Source organism: Bacillus sp. LLTC93, assembly GCF_002993125.1.
GTDB lineage: Bacteria > Bacillota > Bacilli > Bacillales > Bacillaceae > Bacillus > Bacillus zhangzhouensis.
This window is the reverse complement of record NZ_PVME01000003.1, coordinates 718618-737195: the sequence shown is the minus strand read 5'-3', so window position 1 is coordinate 737195 and position 18578 is coordinate 718618. Positions and strand designations below refer to the sequence as shown.

19 protein-coding genes are annotated in these 18578 nt (G+C 40.4%); 9 read left to right on the top strand and 10 right to left on the bottom strand.

Annotation, left to right across the window (positions count from 1 at the left end; genetic code table 11):
* Positions 1-357: 357 nt before the first annotated feature.
* Positions 358-960, top strand: a complete 603-nt coding sequence (locus C6W18_RS13325; protein ID WP_034321587.1) for a lysophospholipid acyltransferase family protein — start codon at positions 358-360, stop codon at positions 958-960.
* A gap of 40 nt (positions 961-1000) precedes the next feature.
* Here C6W18_RS13325 and C6W18_RS13320 read toward each other — a convergent pair whose 3' ends face one another.
* Positions 1001-2332 (bottom strand): hemolysin family protein, encoded by a 1332-nt coding sequence (locus C6W18_RS13320; protein WP_105927850.1) that lies wholly within the window; start codon positions 2330-2332, stop codon positions 1001-1003.
* Between the two features lie 59 nt (positions 2333-2391).
* A complete protein-coding gene (locus C6W18_RS13315) occupies positions 2392-2832 on the bottom strand; it encodes a MerR family transcriptional regulator (RefSeq protein ID WP_105927849.1) in 441 nt (146 codons plus the stop codon).
* A 336-nt stretch (positions 2833-3168) separates the two neighbouring features.
* Here C6W18_RS13315 and C6W18_RS13310 point away from each other — a divergent pair, with 336 nt between their 5' ends.
* Entirely contained in the window at positions 3169-4551 is a 1383-nt protein-coding gene (locus C6W18_RS13310) for a hemolysin family protein (RefSeq protein WP_105927848.1), read from the top strand.
* Positions 4552-4639: 88 nt separating this feature from the next.
* Positions 4640-5032, top strand: coding sequence for a transcriptional regulator (locus C6W18_RS13305; RefSeq protein ID WP_105927847.1), 393 nt, complete (start codon positions 4640-4642; stop codon positions 5030-5032).
* Here C6W18_RS13305 and crcB (C6W18_RS13300) read toward each other — a convergent pair.
* The 3 genes from crcB (C6W18_RS13300) to C6W18_RS13290 are packed head-to-tail and all read right to left on the bottom strand — an operon-like array spanning position 5029 to position 6511.
* On the bottom strand, positions 5029-5394 hold the full coding sequence (gene crcB, locus C6W18_RS13300) for a fluoride efflux transporter CrcB (RefSeq protein ID WP_105927846.1): 366 nt from the start codon (positions 5392-5394) through the stop codon (positions 5029-5031). The two genes, C6W18_RS13305 and crcB (C6W18_RS13300), sit on opposite strands and share 4 nt — an antisense overlap.
* Positions 5395-5790, bottom strand: a complete 396-nt coding sequence (gene crcB / locus C6W18_RS13295) for a fluoride efflux transporter CrcB (RefSeq protein ID WP_105927845.1) — start codon at positions 5788-5790, stop codon at positions 5395-5397. It lies immediately after the preceding gene.
* Between the two features lie 4 nt (positions 5791-5794).
* Entirely contained in the window at positions 5795-6511 is a 717-nt protein-coding gene (locus C6W18_RS13290; protein WP_105927844.1) for a glycerophosphodiester phosphodiesterase, read from the bottom strand.
* Positions 6512-6818: 307 nt separating this feature from the next.
* Here C6W18_RS13290 and C6W18_RS13285 point away from each other — a divergent pair, with 307 nt between their 5' ends.
* The 3 genes from C6W18_RS13285 (at position 6819) to C6W18_RS13275 (ending at position 8936) form a co-directional block, all read left to right on the top strand.
* Entirely contained in the window at positions 6819-6920 is a 102-nt protein-coding gene (locus C6W18_RS13285; protein WP_008359843.1) for a YhdX family protein, read from the top strand.
* A gap of 166 nt (positions 6921-7086) precedes the next feature.
* Positions 7087-8175 (top strand): mechanosensitive ion channel family protein, encoded by a 1089-nt coding sequence (locus tag C6W18_RS13280; protein WP_105927843.1) that lies wholly within the window; start codon positions 7087-7089, stop codon positions 8173-8175.
* A gap of 29 nt (positions 8176-8204) precedes the next feature.
* Positions 8205-8936, top strand: a complete 732-nt coding sequence (locus tag C6W18_RS13275; RefSeq protein WP_411266076.1) for an NAD-dependent protein deacylase — start codon at positions 8205-8207, stop codon at positions 8934-8936.
* A 39-nt stretch (positions 8937-8975) separates the two neighbouring features.
* Here C6W18_RS13275 and C6W18_RS13270 read toward each other — a convergent pair whose 3' ends face one another.
* Positions 8976-9830 carry a polysaccharide deacetylase family protein gene (locus C6W18_RS13270; RefSeq protein WP_105927841.1) on the bottom strand — a complete coding sequence of 285 codons (855 nt, stop codon included), beginning with the start codon at positions 9828-9830 and terminating at the stop codon, positions 8976-8978.
* A gap of 296 nt (positions 9831-10126) precedes the next feature.
* Here C6W18_RS13270 and dat point away from each other — a divergent pair, with 296 nt between their 5' ends.
* The gene (gene dat / locus C6W18_RS13265; protein ID WP_105927840.1) at positions 10127-10984 is read left to right on the top strand and encodes a D-amino-acid transaminase; all 858 of its coding nucleotides are present in this window, start codon (positions 10127-10129) and stop codon (positions 10982-10984) included.
* Between the two features lie 44 nt (positions 10985-11028).
* Here the strand turns inward: dat and C6W18_RS13260 are convergent, their stop codons facing one another.
* Complete coding sequence (locus C6W18_RS13260) at positions 11029-11535, bottom strand: universal stress protein (protein WP_105927839.1); 507 nt, start codon at positions 11533-11535, stop codon at positions 11029-11031.
* A 558-nt stretch (positions 11536-12093) separates the two neighbouring features.
* Here C6W18_RS13260 and bmrC point away from each other — a divergent pair.
* Both bmrC and C6W18_RS13250 read left to right on the top strand, forming a co-directional pair.
* Positions 12094-13851, top strand: coding sequence for a multidrug ABC transporter ATP-binding protein BmrC (gene bmrC, locus C6W18_RS13255; protein WP_105927838.1), 1758 nt, complete (start codon positions 12094-12096; stop codon positions 13849-13851).
* Complete coding sequence (locus C6W18_RS13250) at positions 13848-15863, top strand: ABC transporter ATP-binding protein (RefSeq protein ID WP_105927837.1); 2016 nt, start codon at positions 13848-13850, stop codon at positions 15861-15863. Before bmrC ends, C6W18_RS13250 begins: the two co-directional genes overlap by 4 nt.
* A gap of 136 nt (positions 15864-15999) precedes the next feature.
* Here C6W18_RS13250 and C6W18_RS13245 read toward each other — a convergent pair whose 3' ends face one another.
* The 3 genes from C6W18_RS13245 to C6W18_RS13235 all read right to left on the bottom strand — a co-directional run bounded on the left by C6W18_RS13245 (position 16000) and on the right by C6W18_RS13235 (position 18444).
* Entirely contained in the window at positions 16000-16617 is a 618-nt protein-coding gene (locus C6W18_RS13245) for an NAD(P)-dependent oxidoreductase (RefSeq protein ID WP_105927836.1), read from the bottom strand.
* Between the two features lie 284 nt (positions 16618-16901).
* Positions 16902-17105 (bottom strand): alpha/beta-type small acid-soluble spore protein, encoded by a 204-nt coding sequence (locus C6W18_RS13240; protein ID WP_008348940.1) that lies wholly within the window; start codon positions 17103-17105, stop codon positions 16902-16904.
* Between the two features lie 232 nt (positions 17106-17337).
* Positions 17338-18444, bottom strand: a complete 1107-nt coding sequence (locus tag C6W18_RS13235) for an ABC transporter ATP-binding protein (protein WP_105927835.1) — start codon at positions 18442-18444, stop codon at positions 17338-17340.
* Between the last annotated feature and the right edge of the window lie 134 nt (positions 18445-18578).

Genomic DNA, 18578 nt, shown 5'->3' with positions numbered 1-18578 from the left:
ATAAGAAAGGCATAAAGTTGCACGAAACTTCTCATAGGCCGTACATTACTCATTTCTTTCGCCGAATCAAAATCATTTCTCCTTATCATAGCGAAATTTGCATCATTTATAAAGCATTTTCAATAGAACAAATCAGGAAAAACCTTCGAAAAACGACAAAATTGGACACAATTCCTATTCTATTCTCTCCTAAAACCTCATGCTTGAATACAGAATGAGCCACGATTTCAAGCGGAAACATGATTTTAGTGGGCAGCCCTTCATTTTGACAGCATCACAAAAATTTTAGTACCAGGTAATAAAAAATTTGTTATAATAGAAACAAATCCTTCATTCTTCAAACAAAGGAAGTGCACTATGTATAAATTTTCAGGCTATACGATCAAAGCATTTTTTGCTCTCCGAGGCGGAATCAAAGTATATCAAAAAGAAAATCTGCCAACGGATCGAGGTTTTGTCATTGCATGTACGCATGAGGGTTTTGTGGATGTTCTTGCACTAGGCGCAGGAATTCTTCCGTTTGAGATCCACTACATGGCGAAAAAAGAATTGTTTGCAAATAAATGGATCGGCGGATTTTTAAAAAGGATTCATGCCTTTCCAGTTGATCGAGAGAATCCAGGGCCGAGCAGTATTAAAACGCCCATTAAATTATTAAAAGAAGGAAAGATCGTTGGAATTTTTCCAAGTGGAACACGTACAACAGAAGATGTTCCTTTAAAAAGAGGGGCGGTCACCATTGCGCAACTCGGCAAAGCGCCAATTGTCCCAGCGGCGTACAAAGGACCATCAAATGCGAAAAGCCTTTTCAAAAAGGGGAAAATGCGCTTAATCATTGGGGAACCGATTGAGCTGTCTGAATTTGACCATCTTCCGCCCAAAGAAAGATTAGGTGCCATGACCGAAGTATTAAACACAAGAATCAAAGAACTTGAAGCTCAATTAATGGAAAAGGGATAAAAAAAACGACCACTTGCTTAGGGCAAGGGTCGTTTTTTTCTTACGAAGCGCCTTCTTCGGCTGCTTCTAATAGTTGTTCATTTAACTTTTTGACTTCGATGTATACCACGTGGTGTCCATCGACTTCATTAATAATAAATTCATAGCCTTGTTCACGAATGGAGTCATTTTTCTCTACTTCATACTTCTGCGTGAGGAACCAGCCGCCAATCGTGTCAACTTCTTCATTATCAAGTGTAATCCCTAACAGTAGGTTGACTTGATCCACAAGGACTTTACCATCAAAGATGTAATGGTCTTCGCCTAGCTTACGCACTTCGTTGATTTCATCTATATCGAATTCATCACGAATTTCACCGACGATTTCTTCAAGGATGTCTTCAACAGTCACAAGACCTGCTGTACCACCATATTCATCTGATAAGATCGCCATGTGTACACGTTCACGCTGCATTTTTAGCAGTAAATCATGAACAGGAAGCGTTTCAATCACATGAATAATCGGATTCACAAATTTTTCGATCGTATCACTTGTAGAACATTCACCGCTAATGCACGCAGTGAGAACCTCTTTAATATTCACAACACCGATCATATTGTCTTTATCGCCATCTTCAATTGGATAACGTGTATATTTCTCTACCTTGGTGACTTTCAGCATTTCCTCAATGGTAATATCATGAGGGAAGCTGACAACTTCGGTACGAGGAATCATAATTTCTTTCGCCAGACGGTCATCAAATTCGAAAATTTTATTGACATATTTGAATTCAGACTGGTTAATCTCGCCGCTTTTATAGCTTTCTGATAAAATAATCCGCAATTCTTCTTCAGAGTGTGCCATGTCATGCTCAGATACTTGCTGAAGACCAAACGCTTTCGTTAGTAAACGAGCAGATCCATTTAATACCCAAATGAACGGGAACATCACTTTGTAAAAGATCATCAGTGGTCTAGCAAAAAGAAGGGATACTTGCTCAGCCTTTTGAATGGCGAGTGTTTTTGGTGCAAGCTCTCCAACCACAACGTGTAAGAACGTCATGATACTAAACGCAATAATAAAAGTGATGATGTGACTAGCTGATTGAGGAATTGACAGCTCTACAAAAAGTGGAGCAAGCATATGCGCAATCGTTTCTTCCCCTAACCAACCTATTCCAAGGGCGGTAATGGTAATACCAAGCTGACAGGCAGATAAGTACTCATCAAGGTGAGTCGTCACATGCTTGACAGCAACTGCTGTTTTATTACCTTCTGCGATTAATTGATCAATTCTTGAGCTTCTTAAGCGAATGATCGCAAACTCTGATGCAACGAAAAATGCGGTTAAAGCTATAAGCAAAGCAACTATAAGTAAATTAACTATGTCCAATTAAGGCCTTCGTTCTGACTGTTGAGAACGAAGGTAACACCTCCTGTTTAGTAAAAATTTTAACTTAACAGCAGTAAAAATGATTGGACAGCCGTCATTTTTTCAGGAGTAAGCTGCTCTTTTAGTTTTTCACGTTGTTCTGGTTGAAGCTGCTTACAACGTGTCAAAATGCGGTCCATATGCTCATTCATCCGATCGATATCAGATGTTAAATGGACAAGTTCATCATGATTCTCTTTTTGAGAAGGGAATTGTTCATCTAATCTGGATTTGATGTCAGAAAGAGCCAATCTCTGCTGTTTGCAAAGAACGATTAATTGTAATCGTTTTAAAGCATGTTCATCGTAATAACGATAATTTGAGCAAGACCTAACAGGCGCAAGTAATCCTAGATTTGTATAATAATCTACTGTTCGTTTTGTCACCTGTGCAATCTGTGCTAGCTCACCAATACGGTACTTTTTCTCAGCCCCATCTGAACATCTCCTCCTAACCGTCACGTTATAGTTTATGAAAATAGTTTAATATAATTCTAGGCTGAAATACAAGTTAATTGTTCATATTTCCTGGCAATATGAAGAAACAGAGGGGGCGTTTTCTCAATCTAGGTTGTCATGTCAAAAATAACATGACGACACAGGAATTTTCAGATTATTTATGGTAAGATAAAATGAATACCGTTTCATATATATGTAGAGAGGCGGATTTTACGTGAACCGGAGGTGGTTAAGTGGGGCCCTCAAAGTCGTCTTATTTAATCAGTTAACCGTTTTGCAAAAGACAACATCATCAATCAGGAGGTGACTCCTTGTTCTTCTAGGAAAGAGCAAGGTTAAATGGACGATATTGTTAATCTGAGTATAGTCGGTGTTTTGATTGCTTTAACAGCTTTCTTTGTTGCATCTGAATTTGCCATTGTGAAGGTGAGAAGTTCCAGAATTAATCAACTTGTTGCCGAAGGGTCCAAAAAGGCCATCATGGCGAAAAAGGTGACATCAAGGCTAGATGAATATTTGTCAGCCTGTCAGCTTGGTATTACAGTGACATCACTCGGTTTAGGGTGGATCGGTAAGCCGGCAGTGAAAGAACTTTTGGTTCGAGGTTTCGGTTTGACAAACATTCCTGATTCAGCAATCAGCCTGATCTCAGCAACACTTGCGTTCTCTATTATTACTTTTTTGCATGTAGTCGTAGGTGAGCTTGCTCCAAAAACGCTCGCCATTCAAAAGGCAGAAAAAATGACGCTTTGGCTATCAGGCCCGCTGCATGCATTTTATATCCTCATGTACCCTTTCATTTATGTGTTAAACGGGTCAGCCCGAATGTTAACCAAAATGATGGGCATCGATATGGGTGCTGAAAAAGAACATTCCCATTCTGAAGAGGAATTGAAGATTTTATTATCTGAGAGCTTGAAAAATGGGGAAATCAACCCATCAGAATATAACTATATGAACAAAATTTTCGATTTCGATAATCGAATTGCCAGAGAGATCATGATACCCCGAAGAGAAATTTGCGCAATCCCAGAAGATATGCCATTAGACGATATACTGGCCGTTATGACAAAGGAAAAGTATACACGTTTTCCAGTGTTTTCAGGGGATAAAGACCATGTCATTGGCATGTTGAACAAAAAGCAGCTCTTTGCAGATATTGTGTATCAGGGAGAAAAAGATCAACTGAAGATTCAAGATTATATTTATCCGGTGATTGAAGTGATTGACACAATTCCAATTCAGGAGCTTCTCGTTAAGATGCAGCGCGATAGAATGCATATGGCGATCTTAACTGATGAATATGGCGGAACGTCTGGACTTGTCACAACGGAAGATATTTTAGAGGAGATTGTCGGAGACATTCGAGATGAATTCGATGAAGATGAGCAGCCTGTCATTCAAAAAAGAGCCGATCATCATTATGTATTAGATGGCAAAGTGAGATTAGATGAAGTTCAAGATTTGATCGAGCTTCCCTATCATGATGAAGAAATTGATACAATAGGCGGGTTAATCTTAAAAGAAAATATCGATATCCAAGAAGGACAGTCTATTTATCTCGATGACATTCGGATAAAGGTGCTGGAAATGGATGGGCGCTATATTAAAAAGATCGACCTGAAGAAAGGCGTCATGTCATCGGATAAAGATAACACACGCACTGGGCTTGATATAAAAGAGCCACTGTTAGTAAATGAAATGACCTTGAGCGAAAAATAAGCTCAAGGTTTTTTTAGGTATTTAGTCTCTTCTTAACGAATGTACGTTCGTATATAATGAGAACAAACGTTCTTTAAGGGGGATGGACATGCTTTGGTATGAAACAGCAAGTATCACGGAGAAAAAAGCCTCAATGAAACGAATTGAGTTTCATTTGAAGAATTTCAAAAATTATCAGGCAGCAATCTTAAATATTGAAAGGAAGCTTGAAAAAAGAAGTACGCATCATCAAGATCACATGACACGAAAAAAGCTAGAAGAGCAGAAAAGCCAGTATGAACTAATCGTTGCTTGTATTGAAACCGCACTAAAAGAATTGGATGACATAGAGCAGAAGCTGATCGATTACAAATATTTTCGAGATTGGCGGATGGCAAAATGTGCAATTGAAATCGGCTATAGTGAAAAAACACTTTTTTTAATGAAGCGTCAGTTAATGGATCAACTGCTCATTAGCTTAGCCGCCATCACGAATATTTAAAAAAGGTGTTGTCCTATTTGATAAAACGCAGTAAAGAGACATAAAGACCCGATGATCGTCACAAATAAATAGGCAGCAAGCTGCCGTATTTGATGCTGCATTAGCATAGTCGCAGACTCTACACTAAAAGTAGAGAATGTTGTAAAGCCACCGAAAAATCCTGTTCCAATAATCACAAGCAGCGGATGATTGGCAGTCACTGCACCTGTCAGTAAACCTAAACCGGCAGCACCTAATAAATTGATAAGAATGATACTGTATGGGAAACGAGCATGGGAATGAGTTTTCTGAATCGATTGGCTGATGAAAAAACGAAGAGCACTGCCAATCCCGCCGGCAACAGCTGTATAAAAAACAATCATTTATCTGCTCCCTTTCTGCTGCTCATTTTGATGAAAAAGCCGCTGAGCAATCATAAGCCCAGATAAGGCAGCGGTCAATCCTGCAATCACTGAGAGCAGGATGTACATCAAACTTGAAGTGAACTGTCCAGCCTGTAATAGGAAAACAGTCTCTTTAGAAAAAGTGGACATTGTCGTAAAACCCCCGCAAAATCCTGTTCCGATTAAAGCGGCAAGATATTTTTTTCCCTTCCGGAACATAAAGTATCCTGTCGAAATACCAAGAAGTAGACTGCCTACAACGTTTTCAATCAGTGTTGCATAGGGAAAGGTTTGGCTGACAACGGACTGGCTTAGCTCATATCTGCAAAGTGTACCAATCAGTCCACCGATAAAAACGGCGAGATAAGCTTTCATTTAGTCATTTCTCCTTTTGAAAAAATGGTGGATGATCTGTCACCACTCCATCAATGGGGTATTTTTTTATCCGATTGGCTGTTTTTTGATCTTTCACGGTCCATATAAATACATCCATCCCGAATGAGTGGATGCGGTCTATCCACCACCTGTTGATCATCGTTTTCTTCATATTAAGACAATCCGCAAAGGAACTGTACACCGCCAATTTTCTTTTCGCCAGTTTTAAGGCGGAAGGTTTTATGATATAGGCTGTTCGAAGAGAAGGGGCATAAGCTTTGACTCTTTGGAGTGCATTGTCATCAAAAGATTGGACCATGATATGACGGGAATAGGTAAACCGGTTGATGATGTCGACAACTGCCTTTTCAATCCCAATCTGTCGTTTTGGATGCTTGATCTCAATGAGTATCCCGATTTGTTGGCTGTATTTTTCAAGAATTTCTTGTAATGTGGGGATTCGTTCGTTGGCGAACCGTTCATCAAACCAGCTTCCTGCATCCAGCTTCTTCAGCTGATCAAGTGTATAACTTTTCACTAAGCCGCTTCCATCTGTCGTTCGATCAATGGTGTCATCGTGAATCACGGCTACGTGCTGATCCAATGTCAGCTGTACGTCTAACTCGATATAATCTGCACCCTGCTGAACTGCTAAATCAAATGCAGCGATTGTATTTTCTGGGGCAGCGCTTGATGACCCTCTATGCGCGATAATATACACATGCTCCAGCTCCCTGACATTCGTTCTGGTCTTATCATATCAAATGCTTTGCCGGTTTTCCTTCTTTACTATATGGAGAGGGGGAGAGCTGTATGTAATAATGAAATAGCTTGTGCCTAGAAATTATGTTGTATCAATATAAAAAGTTGTAGGTATATCCCAAGCTTTCATTGAGTAAATCTGAATAACATCAATTTTTCTTCGATCAATTTTGTCCAAATCGTCAGCGTTCGTCAAAATATTAGTGCTTTCGTCATGTTGACTGAAAATTCTGATGTTTTATAATGATGAAAAGGAGGCGAGATGATTGGGTAAAGGGAGAATTAGAGTGGAAGAACGTATTAAGGTCGAAACGGATGCTGAAATGTTTAAAGCGACTCTCCTTGATCAGGCTCAGAAGAAAAAGTAGTTTGCTGCCCGTCGAAATGTCTCAATGCCAAAATTTCATAATTGAACATCATGCCTCGGGATCAGTCCCGAGGCTTTTTTATATAGAGGTCAGACATTTAAGAGAGGACATGAGCGAAGATTATATTATAAACTAGAGAGGATTGTTTTAAAGGAGAGAGACAGACATGTTTACACAAAAATGGATGGATACATATTTCACAGTAGATATTGCGATCCAAATCGGTATTAGCCTTTGTATTTTATTGCTTTTTTTATTGCTTCGGAAAGTATTTACGAAGTACTTATTTCATCTTCTCTTTAGGCTGACGAATCGGTCTAAAACCGAGGTAATTAATCAAATTGTTGTAGCATTCGAAAAACCTGCCAGACTGTTTTTTGTGGCACTTGGTTTATATTTTGCATTAAGACAGGCACCATATTTTGAGCATCATATGGATGTCATCATCAAATTGTATAGATCCTCCATTATACTGATGCTGACATGGGGGCTTTGTAATTTAACCGCTGCGTCTTCATTCTTGTTTCAAAAGGTGAATTCGAAGTTTGAATTAGAAATGGATGATATTTTAGCGCCTTTTTTATCAAAGGTTCTTCGTTTCATTATTATTGCATTAAGTATTAGTGTCATTGCACAAGAATTTAATTATGATGTGAACGGGCTTGTGGCAGGGCTCGGTCTAGGTGGTCTAGCCTTTGCGCTCGCTGCGCAGGATACAGTGGCGAACTTTTTTGGAGGGATTGTCATCATTACAGAGAAGCCTTTTACGATGGGCGATTTTGTGGAGACGCCAAGTGTACTTGGGACTATAGAGGACATTACATTTAGAAGCACAAAGTTTAGAACACCTGCTGAAGCGGTGGTGACAGTTCCGAATTCCACACTTTCAAAAGAGCCAATCACAAACTGGACGAGAATGAATAAACGTCAGATTACGTTCTCCATACGTGTGTCCTACAATACACCGAATGAAAACATTGATAAGTGTATCAAACGGCTCAAACAAATGCTTCATGAGCATGACGGTGTTCATAAGGAAACCATTATGGTGAATCTTGATGTGCTGGCAGACAGCTATTTGAACTTATTTTTCAACTTTTACACGAACACAACAGCTTGGTCTGAAAACCTCGATATTAAGCAAGACATTAACTATCGCATCATTGATATCTTCCATCAAGAAGGTGTAGAATTTGCTTTCCCTGGACAGACCATTTATATGAAACAAAAGGGTGAGAAACAGCTGGGGGAATAAAGGAGGAATTGTGAGTGGATCAAACAAAGGTGGCAGCGCTAAGAGAGAGATTAACGCAGGCTTCACATATTACAGTACTTTCAGGTGCTGGTATGAGCACAGAATCGGGTATTCCCGATTTTAGATCAACAGGTGGTTTGTGGACAGAAGATACCGCTCGCATGGAGGCGATGAGCCGGTCCTACTTTTTATCACACCCTCATCAATTCTGGCCGAAATTCAAGGAATTGTTTCAGATGAAAATGAGTGGAGACTACGAGCCAAATAGAGGACATGCCTTTTTAGCCAACCTTGAGAAGCAAGGAAAGCACGTGGATATTTTCACTCAAAATATCGATGGCCTGCATAAAAAGGCGGGAAGCCAGCATGTCTATGAACTGCATGGTTCCATTCAAACAGCTACTTGTCCATCGTGCCAGACGACATATGAACTGCCTTATTTATTAAAAGAAGAGGTGCCGGTTTGTCAAAGGGTTTCCTCGGGTGGCCGCACGTGTGGACGTGTGCTGAAAACAGATGTTGTCCTTTTTGGTGACATGGTGAAGCATTTTGATCAAGTGGAGAGATCACTTCAGCAAACGGACATGCTGCTGGTCATGGGAACTTCCCTAGAAGTGGCGCCAGCACGATATATTCCAGAAGATGCAGCTCAGCATCCTTCCATCTTCAAGGTGATGATGAATTTGAGTGAAACAGAATACGATACTCTGTTTGATCTTGTCTTCCACGAACGGATTGGCGATCTCGTGAAAACTCTATAAATCATCAAAAAACCCGCATCCAAAAGGTGCGGGTTTTCTTTATTGCTGCAGCGGCTTCATTGTTTCATCAAGGACTTCAAATGTATAGCCCTTTGCTTTTAGCTGTGTGATCAAACTGTTTAAGTATTTTGCAGTAGCTGGCTGATCATGCATTAAAATGATTTTTGGTTCTTTCGGGTGTTTTGTCTCTAGCACTTGCAGCTGATTCAATACCTCTGGTACATATTTTGAGCTTTTATATTTCCAGTCAAGGCTATCAATTGTCCAATCCCAGTATATAAAGCCTTTTTGTTTTAAACGTGCTTTTTGTTGATCTGTTAAATTGGGGGAACTGCCATAAGGTGTTCTCACAAGATGTGTATACTCACCTGTGACAGAAGCCAAAATGCGCTGGTCTTCTTTCATCTCGTTTACGGGAGAATCACTTTTTTGATAAAAGTGTTTCACATCATGCGTGATGCCATGAAGCCCTAATTGATGACCTTCTTGATGAAGCCTTTTAACAGCTGCTGGGTGTTCTTTGATCTGGGGCCCAAGCATAAAGAATGTGGCCTTCACTTGATGCGCTTTTAGCACATCTAATAGCTGATTTGATGTAGCAGAAGGACCATCATCAAAGGTTAAAAAGATCGTTTGATCCGTTACATGTTTGTTTGGATTGATCTTAAAATGTGCATCTAGTGTTTTCGAAGAATCATCTTTTGCTTTCAGACTTGTGCTTGTGTCTCGGAATTGACTGCTCGCAGACATTTGAGCCGGCTGGTCTGCTGCCTGCATATTGGTTTTAGACATATCCCAAATGAAAAAGAGGATCAGTGATAGAATCACTAAACCAATAGCCTTTGAGAGCAGCATCGTGTTTGAAGGTGTCTGTTTTTTCGTAACCCGTTGCATTACAATCGCTCCAATAAATCAAAAATTTGTGTCGAATCATGTAGTGGATTCTGTCTTTTTTCGCTGTTTTATGTCGTGCTCATATGGAGTAAGTATACAGGAAAAAAGAGCCTATGAATATAGAAGATGCTAAAAAATTGGAATCTTTTTGGTTATAAATCTATATTTGTTACAATGAGAGGTTATCCATTTATGTTCGTATGAAATAATTCTGATTAATCATTGAAACGTTTACATTTATCCGCTAAGATAGCATCAGACTCAACCATTAAAGCAAAGCGAAGGGGAGATTCCATATGAAAGTATTGTACAATGGAGATTTCATTGAAAAAAAAGATGCACATGTTGATATTGAGGACAGAGGCTATCAATTTGGGGACGGAGTCTATGAGGTCATCCGTGTATACAATGGTACTTTATTTACATTAAAAGAGCATACAGAGCGTCTCTTCAAAAGTGCAAAAGAAATCGGCATTCATCTGCAAGGTACAGTATCAGATATGGAAGAAAAATTAAAACAGTTAGTCGCTCACAATCAATTAACAGATGGCGGTGTGTATATTCAAGTGACACGAGGAGTCGCACCTCGTAAACATCAATATGGTGATTCTCTCACTCCTCAAATCACGGCATATACGTTCCAGGTGAAAAAGCCTGTTCAAGAACAGACAGCTGGTGCAAAGGCCTTATTATCTGAGGATCTTCGCTGGTTAAGGTGTGATATTAAAAGTTTAAACCTCTTATATAACGTCATGGAAAAGCAGAAAGCGTCCGAAGCCGGTGCGTTTGAAGCGATTCTCATTAGAGACGGTTTTGTGACCGAGGGAACCTCCTCGAATGTGTATGCTGTCATTGATGGCGTAATTCGTACTCACCCAGCAAACAACCTCATTTTAAACGGCATTACCCGTAGAAAGCTGCTAGAGGTATGTGAGGAAGAAGGATGCAGTGTCGAAGAAACCCGTATAAGCAAAGAAGAGCTACTGCACGCGCAGGAAATTTTCATCAGTTCGACGACTGCTGAAGTCATTCCAATTGTTGAGATAGATGGTCAGCAAGTTGGGGAAGGCATTCCAGGAGAGATCACGAAGCGTGTTCAGGAAGGTTTCCAAAATAAAATTAAACATGAAAGTGAAGCTTCCATTTCTTCATAAAGAAAAAGGCTGTAAACCAATGTTTACAGCCTTTTGTGATGCATTTATTTCACAATAAGCACAGGTATATCTGATTTTGATGATAACTTTTCGCTCACACTGCCAAATAGCATCTTTTTCAATCTGCTTTGGTCACGTGCTCCCATGACGATGAGGTCTGCTGATATCTCTTCAGCATAATCGATAATCGCTTCTGCAGGCTCTCCCTCAACAATTTCAATGGCAGCTTCAAACCGCTCCTCGTTTAATAGCATTCTCGCTTCCGCAACGACCTCTTCTGTATGGTCTTCAAAAATCAAGGGACTTTGCTGTTCGTCATGAGGTACATACACAGGGGGTGTTTGAAGGTCTGCCATGCCGCCCCCGATATAAGCACCGCCAGTCATTGGGCGTGGTGCATCAAACACCTGTCTGCTTGATTTGCCATCATGTGCATAGGCAACGGTCAGCTTGGCATTCAAGGTTTTGGCTAAAGCGATTGCCTTCTTTAATGCTTTCTTACTGTCTTCATGTCCATCAAACGCAACGACCATCCGATCAGCTTGAAACAATGTCCTCATTCCTTTCAAAAGGAGTCTTTACATTCATGGTATACCCGTTATCAGGAAAAGATACACATGAAGGCGATTGTATTTTTGTTAGAAAATTTCATTTATTGAAAAATATTTATTGACAAAATGGTGACAGCCACTATAAGATAAAAAAAGATTCAAGAGCCAAAAGGAGGAAATGTCATGTGCAACATTAGAAGAATGAAATCAAACTGCATGAATGGGTTGATTCACGTGACAAATACACCTTCATTGGTCATTGAAAAGGAACCAGTATGTTCCAATTGATCGGATGAATCAAGGCGTATGTTGCGTATTTGTCAACATGCGCCTTTTTATCATGTATAAAAGAGGCGTACCAGTCAGCTGGTTGCCTCTTTTTTTGTTGTATTCATTTCGTATCCCGAAATAAAGAAATGGATATCAACAACTAAATGAAGAGGAGTGAAAGCATGTGAACATGCCAAAAGCAAGACAAATGACAAAAGCTCAAAAAACGAAACAAGGTGACAGCCAGGAAAATATAGAAAGCGGCTAGCTTTAAAAGGAGAGACAAACATGTTTTCAGTATTTGCAAAATTAGGCTGGTTCTTTAAACAAGAGTGGAGGCGATATACGATCGCCATTACGCTGCTGCTCATTGTGAATGTGCTTGAAATGCTGCCGCCAAGGTATCTCGGGCAGGCAGTTGATGACATTCGTTCTGGTCAATTTACAACATCCAGTATTGTGTTTTATGTGGCTATTTTTTGTTTACTTGGTGTCATCGTCTATACGCTGACGTATTTTTGGATGTATCAGTTATTTGGCGGCGCGAATGTCATGGAGCGTGTGATGCGCGGAAAACTGATGCGCCACTTACTTAAGATGACACCAACCTTTTATGAAAAGAAAAAAACCGGCAACTTAATGGCCTTAGGTACAAACGATTTGAATGCTGTGGCCTTAACGACAGGTTTTGGCGTTTTGACATTGGTTGATTCCACTGCTTATATGCTGATGATCTTTTTTACGATGGGGCTGACGATTAGCTGGAAATTAACCTTAATGGCGATTATCCCCATGCCGCTGATGGCGATCTTGATTGCGTTTTATGGCAGCAAGATTCATGAGCGCTTTACAGTCGCTCAAGATGCATTTGGTGATATGAACGATCGTGTACTGGAATCAGTGGCCGGCGTTCGGGTCATCCGGTCTTTTGTACAGGAGAAACAAGATGTCGAGCGCTTTCGCCAAATGACAGATGATGTATTCCAAAAAAATATGCGAGTGGCGATCATTGATTCATTGTTTGAACCGACAGTGAAATTGCTTGTGGGCATCAGTTACTTAATCGGAATTGGCTATGGAGCATATCTTGTGTTTCAAAGTGATTTAACGATTGGTGAACTTGTTGCATTTAACGTCTATCTTGGGATGATGATCTGGCCAATGTTTGCGATCGGTGAGTTGATTAACATCATGCAAAGAGGAAATGCGTCGTTAGATCGGTTGAATCATACCCTTAGCTACAAGCCGGATGTAACAGACACAGCTCAGCCAAAAACATTACAAGAGCCTGGAGATATTCAATTTGATCAAGTGACGTTCAGATATCCAACTTCGTCTAAAGATAATTTAGTCGATGTGTCCTTTACTGTGCGAAAAGGCCAGACGATTGGCATTACAGGAAAAACAGGTAGCGGCAAAACAACAATCGTGAAACAGCTTCTGCGGCAGTATCCACCAGGTGATGGACAAATATTCTTATCAGGTGTTCCGATCCAGGAGATTGAATTGGATCAACTATTTCAATGGATCGGTTATGTACCACAGGATCATATCCTTTTCTCAAAAAGTGTAGAAGAGAATATGCGCTTTGGTCATATGGAAGCGAAACAAAACGAATTAGCACAAGCAATCAAAGACGCTTACTTTGAAAAGGATTTACGCCTGTTGCCAGAAGGCTTGGAAACCATGGTTGGGGAAAAAGGCGTGGCGCTGTCAGGCGGTCAAAAGCAGCGAATTTCCATCGCACGTGCTTTATTAATTGATCCCGACATTTTGATTTTGGATGACTCTCTATCTGCAGTTGATGCGAAAACAGAAACCGCTATTTTAGAAAATTTAAGACAAAACCGTCATGGGAAAACGACGTTTATTACAACCCATCGTCTATCAGCTGTTGAGCATGCGGATCTCATTCTTGTCATGGAAGAGGGACGCATCGTCCAAAAGGGAACCCACCAAGAGCTCATTCAGCAAGATGGATGGTACAAAGAACAATTTCTGCGTCAGCAGCTGACAAATCAGCTGGAAGGAGGGGATGAGGCATGACAACAGGAAGAAGACTCCTTGCCTATGCACTCCTATATAAGAAAGTACTGTCTGTTGCCTTGATCTTTCTGATCATCGCGGTTGGTGCTGAGCTGACAGGACCATTTATTGGGAAGAAAATGATTGATGATCATATTTTAGGTGTCGAAAAACCGTATGTCGAGGTAAATGAAAAAACAGATGAAACGGTTTATTACCAGGGAAATAACTATATACGAAGCGATCGATTAAAGAATGAAAATGAAGCCGGAAAACAAATCAATGTGGTGCAAGTCGGATTCGGTTACTACTTTGTGAATGAGCCAGTTCGTTTTGATGGAAACCGGACGATATCGGGAAATCAGCTCACCATTGAAAATGGGAACGAGCACAAAACCTATGATGTACAGCGTTTATCAAAAGAGGAAATTTTCGCTTTTTATCAGCCTGAAATCAGTGGTTTGATGCAGCTTGTTCTATTTTATCTAGGGCTGCTCGTCATTGCGATCTTCTTTCAGTATGGGCAGCATTATTTGCTCCAGCGGATTGCAAACCGTATTATCCAAAAAATGAGGGTAGACGTATTTGAGCATATTCAAACGTTGCCCATCCAGTATTTTGATAATTTACCGGCTGGAAAAGTAGTAGCACGGATCACCAATGACACGGAAACCATCCGTGATCTATATGTGACTGTCCTCGCAAATTTCGTGACAAGTGCCATTTACATGATTGGAATTTATATCGCCATGTTTTTATTAAATGTGAAGCTGGCACTCATTTGTTTGGTAGCTGTACCGATTATTTTCCTATGGTCGATGACTTACCGGAAATTTGCATCAGTATACAATCACCGCATTCGTTCTATTATCAGTGAAATCAATGCGAAGCTAAATGAAGCAATTCAAGGGATGACGATTATTCAAGCGTTTCGCCATGAAAAAGCGACGAAAGAAGAATTCGATGAGCTGAATAACAATCACTTTCGGTATCAGCGAAAGATGCTTCATTTAAATTCACTCCTTTCACATAACTTGGTTAACCTGCTGCGTAATTTAGCGTATGTTGCGCTCATTTGGTACTTTGGCGGCGCGTCATTAAGTGCGTCTGGCATTGTGTCTATCGGCGTACTCTATGCATTTGTCGATTATTTAAATCGATTGTTCCAGCCGATTACAGGCATTGTGAACCAATTTTCTAGATTGGAATTAGCAAGGGTTTCATCTGAAAGGGTCTTCCGATTATTAGATGAGCCAGGAACAAAAGTCGAAGAACCTGATCAGAAAAAAATGGAGGGGTACGTTCAGTTTCAAGATGTTACCTTCGCTTATAATGAAGGGAATAACGTACTAAAGAACATTACGTTTGAAGCAAAAAAGGGCCAAACAGTTGCACTTGTGGGGCATACGGGTTCAGGAAAAAGCTCGATTATGAACTTGCTGCTGCGTTTTTATGACATCCAGCAGGGAGATATTCTCATTGATGGAGAAAGTATTTATCATCAGTCGCGCCAAACTTTGCGTAAACAAATGGGCATTGTTCTGCAAGATCCGTATTTATTTTCTGGAACAATTGCATCCAATGTCAGCTTAGGAAATGAAGACATCAAAAGAGAAACCATTGAATCCTCATTAAAGCAAGTAGGCGCAACAGAGTTATTGAAGCATCTGCCACAAGGCTTGGATGAACCAGTGGTTGAAAAGGGAAGTACCCTCTCTTCAGGGGAACGTCAGTTGATTTCATTTGCTCGCGCACTGGCGTACGATCCAGCGATCTTAATTTTAGATGAAGCAACCGCCAACATCGATACAGAAACAGAAGCCATCATTCAGCGAGCACTTGATGTAGTCAAAGAAGGACGAACCACCTTTGTCATTGCTCACCGATTATCTACCATTAAGAAAGCCGATATGATTTTGGTGTTAGAAAAAGGTGAAATTGTCGAGCGAGGCAACCATGAACAACTCATGGAGCAAGGTGGGCTGTATGCGCAAATGTACGAACTGCAAAAAGGTGCACTTGCAAGCAGCTAAATTGAATAGCCGAAGGAAGTAAAAAAGGCCTCTTTCACGCGAAAGGGGTTCTTTTGATTGGCATGAAAAAAGTCGAGGATTTATTTCATCACCTCGACTTTTTACCGGTTGTATATGGTTTGCACGGGCTACATGATCAATAAGCGATGCCGACGCGTTGATGCACAAATTCCTTTGAATTTAACTGTTGATACAAAAAATGTGCGGTATCTTCAACTGAAATTTTCTTTCCATCGATAGGGAGAAAATCTTTCTCATAGCGATATGACCGTGTCACTTCTCCATCTGGTAAATAGGTTGGACAAATAATGGTCCAATCTAGATCAGTTGATTGAAGGATTTCAAACGCTTTGGCATGCTCTTTAGCTGCTCGGGAAGTGGTTCGCCTTGATTCATTTGTTTCAAAGCGATAAAGCTTTGGCTGCTGCCTTGCTTTTAAAATACCCGCCGTGCCAATCGTAATAATTCTTGATGTATTTGTTTGCTTCATGGCTTGTACGATATGCTCCATTGAAACAGATAATGTGTCATCTCCATCTGTAGATAGACAGCTCACAACAATATCTGCTCCTTTGATCGTTTCAAGTACATCTTCTTGATTTCTTGAATTACCGGTGACTTGAAACATACCCGCAAGCATTCCTTCCCGGTTTGTCCGAATCAATGAACGAACCATGTAACGATCATCTACTTGAACGAAACGAAGAAATGCTTGTCCTACACGTCCATGAGCACCGAAAAGAGCTATTTTCATCTGTTCGATCCCTCCACTACATACTATAAGTGAAAAGAACCCAAAATGGTACAATTTTTATGTCATGCTTTTTTTGTAAAGGTGAAAGGACCGAATACTATGAGCATATTCGCATAATAGAGAGATACCTACAAATTGTAGAAGTTCAAAGTTCATACCGGAAATAATGTCCATGAAGATCCGCTCCTTTCTACTACATGATATGAGCTGGAAGGGAATTGGTGAGAATAAATGCAAAAAAAGAAGACACCTTAAAAGGTGCCTTCTATGATCCAGATATGAAATTAAGCTTTTGTTCCGCCAAGGTTTTGTTGAGCGTAAGACACAAGACGTTTTGTGATTTCTCCACCAACTGATCCGTTAGCACGAGCTGTTGTTTCTGCTCCAAGGTTTACACCAAATTCAGAAGCGATTTCGTATTTCATTTGATCGATTGCTTGTGCAGCTCCTGGAACTAGTAATTGATTCGAACTATTAGAATTTGCCATGATGTGAATCTCCTTTATATATATGATTTGGTTTTGGTTGGGTTTGCTGGAATCGCACCAGCGAAATGATCAAGTCATTTGCCACTTGGCGAAACCCAATGCAGTAACTGCTTTGTACTAAGTATTATGGTTATTTGTGAAGAAAACATACGAGAAAAGAACATGGTAAATGTTGTGTCAACATACAAAAAACCACCACTCAATAGTGAGTGATGGTGTTGCGTATGTCTCCTTATTCAGCTGACCGAATGCGCAGCTCAGTATCAATATCGAAGAAGTGCGCTTTATTCATATCAATGGCAAGCGGTATAGACTGACCTGCCTGAATATCCGTACGAGAATCAACACGTGCAATAAACGTTTGACCATCGAGAGAAGAATAAAGCATTGTTTCTGCTCCCATTAATTCAGCCACTTCTACGATTCCATCAATTTTTGTTCCTTCAGACGCCTCTATAAACACAGGCTCATCATGGAAATCTTCCGGCCTGATGCCAAGAATGACATCCTTTCCGATATAGCCTTGACTACGTAATACCTTCATCTTTCCTTCGGGTACACGAATGTGAGTTTTTCCAACTGCAATGGCGCCGTCAGAAAGTTTCCCTGTAAAAAAGTTCATCGCAGGAGAGCCAATGAATCCGCCAACAAACACATTCTCTGGGTTCTCATAGACATCCTTCGGCGCGCCCACCTGCTGGATAAATCCATCTTTCATAACAACAAGGCGAGTAGCCATTGTCATGGCTTCAGTCTGATCATGTGTGACATAGATAAATGTCGTTTGCAGGCGCTGGTGAAGTTTAGAAATTTCAGCACGCATTTGAACACGGAGTTTTGCATCTAAATTTGAGAGCGGCTCATCTAGAAGAAAGACTTTTGCATCGCGCACAATCGCTCTGCCAAGTGCAACACGCTGTCTTTGACCGCCAGACAGTGCTTTTGGTTTTCTCTCTAAATATTGTTCAAGCCCTAATATTTTAGCCGCATTTCGAACCCGCTCATCAATTTCAGATTTAGGAAACTTCCGAAGCTTTAATCCAAAAGCCATATTATCGTACACATTCATGTGAGGATATAATGCATAGTTTTGGAAAACCATCGCAATATCCCGGTCTTTTGGTGCTACGTCATTCATCCGTTTACCGTCTAACAGAAAGTCCCCTTGTGAAATTTCTTCAAGACCTGCAATCATGCGAAGGGTTGTTGATTTTCCGCAGCCCGATGGACCAACAAACACAATAAATTCTTTATCCTGTATATGTAGATTAAAGTTGTCTACTGCTGTTACTTTGTTATCGTACACTTTATAAATTTGATTGAGCATCATTTCAGCCATGGATGATAGCCTCCCATTCCCTTTTTGAAAGCGCTTTACTTATAAATAAAGTGTATAAAATAGGGGGGAGTCTGTAAATGGACAACGTGCACAACATCTTATTTTCATTTTTGGGCAGGGTGCTCATGTCACCA